Here is a 9096-nt window from a genome sequence, read left to right on the forward strand (position 1 = left end):
GCGGCGCTGAAGCTCAAGACCACCATGAGCCACATACTCGGCCGGTCCTGACAAATGGAGATCCAATGTGGGAGGGGGCTTGCCCCCGATGGCGGTGCCTCAGTCAAGAAGGTGTCGACTGGTCCACCGCTATCGGGAGCAAGCCCCCTCCCACCTTTGACTGGTGTTGTGTCTGGAAGATTGGCGGCGCTGAAGCTCAAGACCACCATGAGCCACATACTCGGCCGGTCCTGACAAATGGAGATCCAATGTGGGAGGGGGCTTGCCCCCGATGGCGGTGCCTCAGTCAAGAAGGTGTCGACTGGTCCACCGCTATCGGGGCAAGCCCCCTCCCACCTTTAACCCCGTTCAAGCAGTGATTTTTGAGCCGTTCATAATCCACGGTGGTCTTGGCAATGTTCAGAAATGGCAACTAACCGATCATGCGAACCACCCGCCTGGCAATCAGAACACCCACCACCGGCGCCAGCGCAAACACCCCAAACAGCCACACCGCAGCGCTCGCGGAGCCTTCGACACCGCCGGGTTCAGTGAGGCCGGCGACGTTCGCGACCATGCCCGCCAGTGCCGCGCCAAACGCGGTAGCGAACAGTTGCACTGTGGTAATCGACGCGCTGGCAAGGTCCTGCTCACCGGCCGGCGCCACCTGGAACACCCGAGTCAGCAAGTGCGGCCACGCCAGCCCCACGCCCAACCCAATCAGGATAAGCGCCAGGCAGATCGGTGTGAGCGTCTGCCCGCTGCCGTTGCTTTCGACGGGCATCAAGATGGCCAGCGCCACCATGCCCACCACGCCCAGGATCGGCCCGGCCAGGATCGCTCGTCGAATGTTGCCGCCCGTCACACCCGCGCTGGCGATTGACCCCAGCGTCCAGCCGGCCGCCATCAGTGCCGCCAGATAACCGGCCACCAACGGCGACTGGTGGTGCAGGACTTGAAGAAACAGCGGCACGAAGATTTCGCCACTGGTCACGGCCACCGCCAGCAATGACATCGTCGCGTACAGCGCGCCGAGTGCAGTGGTGATCCGAAACGCTCCGGCGGGCAACAGTCGATGGTGGGTGGGGCTTTCCGTGACGATCAGCAGCGCGGTGAACACCGCTGCCACGGCCAGCCCCAGCAGGTTCAGGGGCAGGGTGGAGGAGACGCTGCCGGCCGACACCGCCAGTACCGCAGCCGTCAGCAGCACCAGTTGGGCGAGTGGCAGCGGTGTCGGCTCAACGCTATCGGTGCTGCGCTTGGGCAGGACCGCCGCCGCCAGCACCGCGAATAACCCGGCCACCGGAATCAACGACCAGAACGCCGCGCGCCATATGCCCAGCTCGGCAAACACCCCGCCCACCGCTGGCCCGACCAGCGTCGCCACGCCCCACATCCCCGACACCAACGCCATCGCGCGCGGCCACAGGCTTTCATCGAACACCAACCGAATCATCGCGTAGGACAGCGCGAACAAGAACCCACCGCCCAGCCCCTGCACCAACCGCCCAACGAGCATCACCGGCATGGACGGCGCAAACGCACAGGCCAAGGCCCCGCCGGCAAACACCAGGCTGGCGACCAGGTACGCCGCACGCGGCCCGAGGCTGCCGAGCAGGCGCGCCGACAACGCCGAACCGAGGATCGAGGCGGCGACAAATAACGTGGTGTTCCATGCGTAGTAGTCGATGCCGCCGATGTCCTGGACCACTGACGGCAGAATCGTGGTGGCGATGTACACGTTGATCGCATGCAGCACCACGCCGCCTGCCAGTGCGAGCGAACGTACGCCGTTGGCACCGGACAACAGCGCGGCCCAGTTGGAAGGGGAGGGTTGAGGTGTGTCCATGTAGGCTCCGATTCAAAGGACTGAAGGCTTGCCAAGGCAAGCCGACACCCTTTATAAAACCTCATGTTTAGATGAGGTCAAGAGCTGGATGGAAGCGAAAATCGATGTGCGCATCCCCCTCGGCGTGGGCGAATTGGCCCGCCGCAGCGGCGTGACCGTGGCCACGGTGCATTTCTACGAAGCCAAGGGGTTGATCCACGCACAACGCAGCGCGGGCAATCAGCGTCGCTATCAGCGTGACGTACTGCGCCGGATCGCGGTGATCAAGGTCGCGCAGCGCGCGGGCATTCCGTTGGCGACCATCAAGGACGCGTTGGACGAACTTCCTTCAGGACGGCCGTTGACGGCGAAGGACTGGACCCAACTCTCCACCCGCTGGCGCGACCTGTTGAGTGAGCGCATCAACAGCCTCACTCAACTGCGCGACCAACTCGATGGCTGTATCGGCTGTGGTTGCCTGTCCCTGGATGATTGCCCGCTGCGCAATCCGGGGGATCGCCTGGGGCAGTTGGGGGATGGGGCCGTGTTGCTCGGAAAGTGAGACGACCACCGCCCCTCCCACACGGGATTTGTGGTGTTTGTGAGGGTGGCGTCAGCGCCGACCCGTGCGCGTACTCACGTCCACCCACACCGCCAACACCAGGATGCTGCCCTTCACAATCATCTGCCAGTAACTGTCCACGTCCAGCATCGACATGCCGTTATCCAGGCTGGTAATCACCAACGCCCCGAGCAACGCGCCATACACCGTGCCCGAGCCGCCGCGCATCGACGTACCACCAATAAAGCACGCAGCGATGGCATCCAACTCGCCCATATTGCCCGCCGACGGTGAGCCCGCCGCGAGCCGCGCGGTGTTGACCAGGCCGGCGAGGGCGCACATCACGCCCATGATGCCGAAGATCCACAGTTTCACCGCCTGCACGTTGATGCCCGACAGGCGCGTGGCTTCCATATTGCTGCCCACCGCATACACGCGGCGGCCGAACACGGTCTGGCTGGTGACGTAGCTGAACACGCCGAGCAGCACCAGCAACAGCAGCACTGGTACGGGGATGCCGTCGTAGCTGTTGAGGGTGGTGACGAACCCGGCGAGTACCGCGCCGATCACCGCCACGCGCAGCACGTCGCGCACCAGGGCGTGCGGCGCCAAGCCATGCAGCGCGCGGTTGCGCCGTTGTTTCCAGGTCAACAACAGGGTCAGGGCAAACAGCAGGACCCCAAGGCCAATCCCCACCGAATGCGGCAAATACCCCTGGCCTACATACACCAGCGACGGCGACACCGGCGCGATGGTGGTGCCGCCGGTGATCCCCAGCAGAATCCCGCGAAACGCCAGCATGCCGCCCAGGCCAACGATAAAAGAGGGGATGCGCAGGTAGGCTGTCATATAACCGTTGGCCAAACCGATCATCAGCCCACACAGCGCCACCAGGCTGAGATTGGCCAGCAGCGGAATGTGATAAACCACGTCCAGGATCGCCGCCAACCCGCCCAACAACCCCAGCAACGAACCCACCGACAAATCAATCTCGCCGCTAATAATCACCAGCACCATGCCGCACGCCAGAATCCCGGTGATTGCCATCTGCCGCAGCAGGTTCGACAGGTTGCGTGGCGTGAGGAAACCGCCCTCGGTCTGCCAACTGAAAAACAGCCAGATCACCGCCACGGCGATCACCAGCGCAAGCATTTTGTAGCGGGTAAACAGCTGTTTGACCTGATTCATCTACGCGGTCTTCCGATCATTATTGTTGTTTTGGCTGAGCGCGGCGGCGAGCACCTGTTCCTGGGTGAGCCCTTCATTGATGAAATCGCCGCGCAACTGGCCGTCGCCGATCACCAGCACGCGGTTGGACACGCCGAGCACTTCGGCCAGTTCCGAGGAGACCATGATGATCGACACGCCTTCGGCCGCCAGGGCGCCCATCAGTTTGTAGATCTCATACTTGGCGCCCACGTCCACCCCGCGCGTGGGTTCGTCGAGGATCAGCACTTTGGGCTTGGCCATCAGCATTTTCGCCAGCACGGCTTTTTGCTGATTGCCGCCGGACAAGCTGGTGATCGGTAAAAACGGGCTGGCCGTCTTGAGGTGCATGCGTGCGATCTGCTGGTCGATGCTGCCCAGTTCAGCTTCGGCGTCGATGCGGGTCATATGCGCATAGGTATCGAGGACCGCCAGGGTGATGTTCTGACCCACGCCCAGGTCGGGAATGATGCCTTGGCGCTTGCGATCCTCGGGCACCATGCACAGCCCGGCGCGAATCGATTTGAGCGGCGTGCGCGTGTCGATTACCTGGCCGTCGAGCCACACCTCGGCGCTGTAGCGGCCGGGGTAGGCGCCGAAGAGCGCTGACACTAACTCCGTGCGTCCGGCGCCCACCAGCCCGGCAATGCCGAGGATCTCGCCGCGCTTGAGCACGAAGGAAATATCATCGACACGCTTGCGCCTGGGGTTGTCCACGTCATAGCAGGTGACGTTGCGCGCCTCGAAAATCACCTCGCCGATGGCATGGGGCTCGGTGGGGTAGAGGTTGCTCATCTCACGGCCGACCATCTGCGTGATGATCCGGGGGATGTCCATGTCGGCCATGGCCGTGGTCGCGATGTGTTTGCCGTCGCGGATCACCGCAATGGTGTCGCACACCGCCGCCACTTCATCGAGCTTGTGGGAGATGTACACGCAGGCCACACCCTTGGCTTTGAGGTCACGGATGATGTCGAGCAGTACCTCGATTTCCGAGCGGGTCAGGGCCGAAGAGGGCTCGTCGAGGATCAGCAGGCGCGCTTTTTTATTGAGCGCCTTGGCGATTTCTACCAGTTGCTGGTAGCCGCCGCCGTACTGCGACACCGGCAAGGCGACGTTCATGTCCGGCACCTTGAGTTCACGCATCAACGCTTCGGCGCGGTGGATCATCGCCGGGTAGTTCATGCGCCCGCCGGGCAATGTCAGTTCGTGGCCCATAAAGATGTTTTCGGCCACCGACAGGTCGGGCACCAGGGTCAGTTCCTGGTGAATGATCACGATACCGGCGGCCTCGGTTTCGCTGATGGACTGAGCCTTGAGCGGTTGCCCATCCCAGAGGATTTCACCCTCCCAGGTGCCGTACGGGTAGACCGCCGACAGCACCTTCATCAGTGTGGATTTACCCGCGCCGTTCTCACCGCACAGACCGACACATTCCCCCGGCCGCACAGTGATGTCGATGCCGTTCAGCGCGTTGACACCGCCAAAGCTTTTGACGATGCCGTTCATTTGCAGCAGATAGTCAGCCATGGCGGTCACTGCCCGCCGATCTGCTCTTTGGTATAGAACCCGTCCTTCTCCAACAGATCGATATTGGCCTTGGTCAGCGGAGTCGGGGTGAGCATGATGGTGTCGACTTTCTTGCTGCCGTTATCGTACTGCGAGCTGTAGGTGGGCTTCTCGTTACGTGCCAGTTGCACCGAGAGCTTGGCGGCTTCGGTGGCAATCAGCTTGAGCGGTTTGTACACGGTCATGGTCTGGGTGCCGTCGATCACGCGTTTGATCGCGGCGAGGTCGGCGTCCTGCCCGGAGATCGGCACCTTGCCCGCCAGTTTCTGCGCGGCCAGGGCCTGGATCGCACCGCCGGCGGTGGCGTCGTTGGAGGCGACGATGGCGTCGATTTTGTTGTTGTTCCGGGTCAGGGCGTTTTCGACGATGCTCAGGGCTTCGGTGGGGTTCCACTCCTTGACCCACTGCTGGCCGACTACCTTGATATCGCCCTTGTCGATGGCCGGTTGCAGCACCTTCATCTGGCCTTCGCGCAGCACCTTGGCGTTGTTGTCGGTAGGCGCGCCGCCGAGCAGGAAGTAGTTGCCCTTGGGCGCCGCTTGCAGCACACCGCTGGCCTGCATTTCGCCGACCTTTTCGTTATCAAAGGAGATGTAGGCATCGATGTCCGCATTGAGAATCAGGCGGTCATAGGACACTACCTTAATCCCGGCTTTCTTGGCTTCGGCCACCGCGTTGGTCAGCACCGTGGCGTTGAACGGCACGATAACGATCACATCGACGCCCCGGGAAATCAGGTTTTCGATCTGGGAAATCTGCTTCTGCTCGTTGGCATCGGCGGACTGCACAAAGACCTTCGCGTCGAGTTTTTCCGCAGCGGCGACGAAGTAATCGCGGTCGCGGGACCAGCGTTCCAGGCGGAGGTCGTCGATGGAGAAACCGATTTTCGGGTGGGCGGAATCGGCCATCACCGGCAGTGCGAGCAGGGCCATGGCGGTGGCGAGCAGGGTACGTTTGAATGACTTCATGTTGGTGCGTCCTTTTATTGTTGTTGGAAGACTCTAGCCGAACACTGCTGTTGCTGTTTGCGTTGTGTGTAGCCTGGCTTTTTTGTGGTGAGTGGGCTTGCCCCGCGCTAGGGCGCGAAGCGACCCCAAACCAGACGATGCAATTTTACCTGACACACCGAGGTGCCTGATTTTAGGGCCGCTTCGCGCCCCAGCGCGGGGCAAGCCCGCTCACTACCACTGCAGCCACAATCAACTGCGCACAGCATCGGTCAGGTGTAGATAAACCGGTTCACGACACCTTCGAGCATCTCCTGTCGCCCGCTCACCGCCTGCGGGTTCAGTTCATGGGCAAACGCGTGTTCTGCCAGCGATTCCAGGCTGAACTCACCCGCCAGCACGGCTTGGCCCAGCGGCTGTTGCCAACCGGCATAACGCTGGTCCTTGAACTGCTGCAATCGGTCGTTTTGCACCATGGCCGCCGCACGCTCCAGGGCCAGCGCCAATACGTCCATGGCCTCCACGTGCCCGTGGAACAGATCCACCTCATCCAGGCTCTGACGCCGTACCTTGGAATCAAAGTTATAGCCGCCGTTCTTGAACCCGCCAGCCTTGAGGATTTCATAGGTGGCGAGGGTCATCTCCTCGACGCTGTTGGGGAATTGGTCGGTGTCCCAGCCGTTCTGCGGGTCGCCACGGTTGGCGTCGATGCTGCCGAAGATACCGAGGGATACGGCGGTGGCGATCTCGTGATGGAAGCTGTGCCCGGCCAGGGTGGCGTGGTTGGCCTCGATATTCACCTTGATCTCGTGTTCCAGGCCGTACTCATGCAGGAAACCGAACACCGTGGCGCTGTCGTAGTCGTACTGGTGCTTGGTCGGCTCCTGGGGCTTGGGCTCGATCAGCAGGTCGCCCTTGAAGCCGATCTTGTGCTTGTGTTCCACCACCATGCGCATAAAGCGCCCGAGCTGTTCGCGCTCGCGCTTGAGGTCGGTGTTGAGCAGGGTTTCATAGCCTTCACGGCCGCCCCACAGCACATAGTTTGAGCCTTTGAGCCGCAGGGTGGCGTTCATCGCGCTGAACACCTGGGCGGCGGCGTAGGCAAACACTTCAGGGTCCGGGTTACTGGCAGCGCCGGCGGCAAAGCGCGGGTTGCTGAAGCAGTTCGCGGTGCCCCACAGCAGTTTGATCCCGGTTTGTTCCTGGTGACGCTCCAGATGGTCGACCATCTGTGCGAAGTGCTCGCGGTACTCCTTGAGCGAGCTGCCTTCGGGCGCCACGTCGGTGTCGTGAAAGCTGTAGTAGTCGATGCCCAGTTTGGAGAAAAACTCAAAGGCCGCCTCCGCCTTGCCGATGGCCACCTCCATCGGGTCGCCACTGCGCTGCCACGGGCGCTTGAAGGTGCCCATGCCAAACATATCGGCACCGGGCCACACGAAGGTGTGCCAGTAACACGCGGCCATGCGCAGGTGCTCGCGCATGGGTTTGCCGAGGATCAACTTGTTGGCGTCGTAATGGCGAAAGGCGAGGGGGGAATCGCTGCTGGGGCCTTCGAAGCGAACCTTCTCGACACCGGGGAAGTACGGCATGGCGTTTTCCTTATTGCTCTTGGCGGTGTCTGGATACTAGCAACGGCGATGGGGCTGGCGATTATGAAAATCACCAAGGCGTAGTGCGATTTTGTGCAGCGAGGGCTAGTCTGTCGCGACAGGCCCCAGGACAAAAACAATGAAAACCCTACCGCCCGTGCACCGAATCGCGCTGCTGTTCAACGGCAGCAAAATCTACGACCGCGGCATCATCGCCGGCATCGGTAATTACCTGAGCAGTACGCGTGTGTCCTGGGATTTGTTCCTGGAAGAGGACTTTCTATGCCGCCTCAAAGGCATCGAGCGTTTTCAGGGCGACGGCATCATTGCCGACTTCGACGACCCGCTGATTGGCGAGGCACTGGCCGACAGTCAGTTGCCGGTGGTAGCGGTGGGCGGCTCCTATGAAGATGGCCGCGCATACCCCAAGGGCATCCCCTATGTGGCCACCGATAATTACGCATTGATGAAGTTGGCCTACGCGCATTTGATCGAGGCAGGGCTGACGCGCTTTGCCTGCTTCAGCCTGCCCGAAGCGCAGGCCAACCGCTGGGCCCAGGAGCGCGAAAAAGCCTTTCGCCGCCTGATGCTGCGCGACGGCTTGCAGGTGGAGGTGTATCGCGGCCTCGGCACCAGCGCGCCGTTGTGGGACAGCGCAGTGGAGCAGCAGATCGCCTGGCTGCACAGCTTGCCAAAGCCCATTGGCATTATTGCCGTTACCGATGCCCGTGCCCGGCAATTGCTGCAAGCCTGCCTCACAGCCGGCATCGCCGTGCCGGAACAAGTGGCGCTGATCGGCATCGACAACGATCCGCTGACCCGAACCCTTACGCGAGTGCCGCTGAGTTCGGTGATCCAGGGCACCGAAACCATGGGCCGCACTGCCGCTGCGCTGTTGCACCAGATGTTGCACGGCAAGCCTTGCACCGGTACGCAAATCCTCGTGCCGCCGGACGCAATCAACGTCCAGGCCTCCAGCCTTCATCAACCCTTGGGCAATCCGTACGTGATGCAGGCGCTGCTGTTTATCCGCCAATACGCGTGCCAGGGCATCAAGACCGCTCAAGTGGCGGCGTATGTCGGTGTGTCGCGTTCATCCCTGGAAGCGCACTTTCGTAAGGTGCGCAATTGCAGCGTGCATGACGAAATCCTGCGCTTCAAACTCGCTGCTGCCGCCAGAGGCCTGGAAAACCGTGATCTGGCGATTGCTGACATCGCGTCGTCCTGCGGCTTCACCTCGGCGCAGTACCTGCACACCGTGTTTCGTCGCGAGTTTGGCTGTACGCCCCGGGAGTACCAGCGGGGCGCGGAGTTTGCGTTATCTGTGCCTGAGTAAGGCCTTACATACACTGCTGAACCCACTGTGGGAGGGGGCTTGCTCCCGATGGCGGTGTGTCAGTCAAGCCATTCATTGAC

General features: G+C 61.9%; 7 protein-coding genes. 2 read left to right on the forward strand and 5 right to left on the reverse strand.

Annotation, left to right across the window (positions count from 1 at the left end; translation table 11 throughout):
- Nucleotides 1-412 precede the first annotated feature (412 nt).
- Nucleotides 413-1828 carry an MFS transporter gene (locus G9Q84_RS28840; RefSeq protein ID WP_181644535.1) on the reverse strand — a complete coding sequence of 472 codons (1416 nt, stop codon included), beginning with the start codon at nt 1826-1828 and terminating at the stop codon, nt 413-415.
- Between the two features lie 88 nt (nt 1829-1916).
- Here G9Q84_RS28840 and soxR point away from each other — a divergent pair, with 88 nt between their 5' ends.
- Nucleotides 1917-2369, forward strand: a complete 453-nt coding sequence (soxR, locus tag G9Q84_RS28845) for a redox-sensitive transcriptional activator SoxR (protein ID WP_095186433.1) — start codon at nt 1917-1919, stop codon at nt 2367-2369.
- A 51-nt stretch (nt 2370-2420) separates the two neighbouring features.
- Here soxR and G9Q84_RS28850 read toward each other — a convergent pair whose 3' ends face one another.
- From G9Q84_RS28850 to xylA, 4 genes are all read right to left on the reverse strand, one after another.
- A complete protein-coding gene (locus G9Q84_RS28850) occupies nt 2421-3557 on the reverse strand; it encodes a sugar ABC transporter permease (protein ID WP_095186434.1) in 1137 nt (378 codons plus the stop codon).
- On the reverse strand, nt 3558-5105 hold the full coding sequence (xylG, locus tag G9Q84_RS28855; RefSeq protein WP_177326417.1) for a D-xylose ABC transporter ATP-binding protein: 1548 nt from the start codon (nt 5103-5105) through the stop codon (nt 3558-3560).
- Between the two features lie 5 nt (nt 5106-5110).
- Nucleotides 5111-6112, reverse strand: a complete 1002-nt coding sequence (gene xylF, locus G9Q84_RS28860; protein ID WP_181644536.1) for a D-xylose ABC transporter substrate-binding protein — start codon at nt 6110-6112, stop codon at nt 5111-5113.
- A 251-nt stretch (nt 6113-6363) separates the two neighbouring features.
- Entirely contained in the window at nt 6364-7680 is a 1317-nt protein-coding gene (gene xylA / locus G9Q84_RS28865; protein ID WP_095186435.1) for a xylose isomerase, read from the reverse strand.
- A gap of 139 nt (nt 7681-7819) precedes the next feature.
- Here xylA and G9Q84_RS28870 point away from each other — a divergent pair, with 139 nt between their 5' ends.
- Nucleotides 7820-9016, forward strand: a complete 1197-nt coding sequence (locus tag G9Q84_RS28870; protein WP_032885437.1) for a XylR family transcriptional regulator — start codon at nt 7820-7822, stop codon at nt 9014-9016.
- Nucleotides 9017-9096: the final 80 nt, after the last annotated feature.

This window comes from Pseudomonas sivasensis, assembly GCF_013778505.1.
Taxonomy (GTDB): Bacteria; Pseudomonadota; Gammaproteobacteria; order Pseudomonadales; family Pseudomonadaceae; genus Aquipseudomonas; species Aquipseudomonas sivasensis.

What these genes read in the sequence shown, in the direction of transcription:
- G9Q84_RS28840 (WP_181644535.1), bottom strand. Translation starts at nt 1,828, where the DNA reads ATGGACACACCTCAACCCTCCCCTTCCAACTGGGCCGCGCTGTTGTCC.
- xylF (WP_181644536.1), bottom strand. Translation starts at nt 6,112, where the DNA reads ATGAAGTCATTCAAACGTACCCTGCTCGCCACCGCCATGGCCCTGCTC.
- G9Q84_RS28870 (WP_032885437.1), top strand. Translation starts at nt 7,820, where the DNA reads ATGAAAACCCTACCGCCCGTGCACCGAATCGCGCTGCTGTTCAACGGC.
- G9Q84_RS28850 (WP_095186434.1), bottom strand. Translation starts at nt 3,557, where the DNA reads ATGAATCAGGTCAAACAGCTGTTTACCCGCTACAAAATGCTTGCGCTG.
- xylG (WP_177326417.1), bottom strand. Translation starts at nt 5,105, where the DNA reads ATGGCTGACTATCTGCTGCAAATGAACGGCATCGTCAAAAGCTTTGGC.
- soxR (WP_095186433.1), top strand. Translation starts at nt 1,917, where the DNA reads ATGGAAGCGAAAATCGATGTGCGCATCCCCCTCGGCGTGGGCGAATTG.
- xylA (WP_095186435.1), bottom strand. Translation starts at nt 7,680, where the DNA reads ATGCCGTACTTCCCCGGTGTCGAGAAGGTTCGCTTCGAAGGCCCCAGC.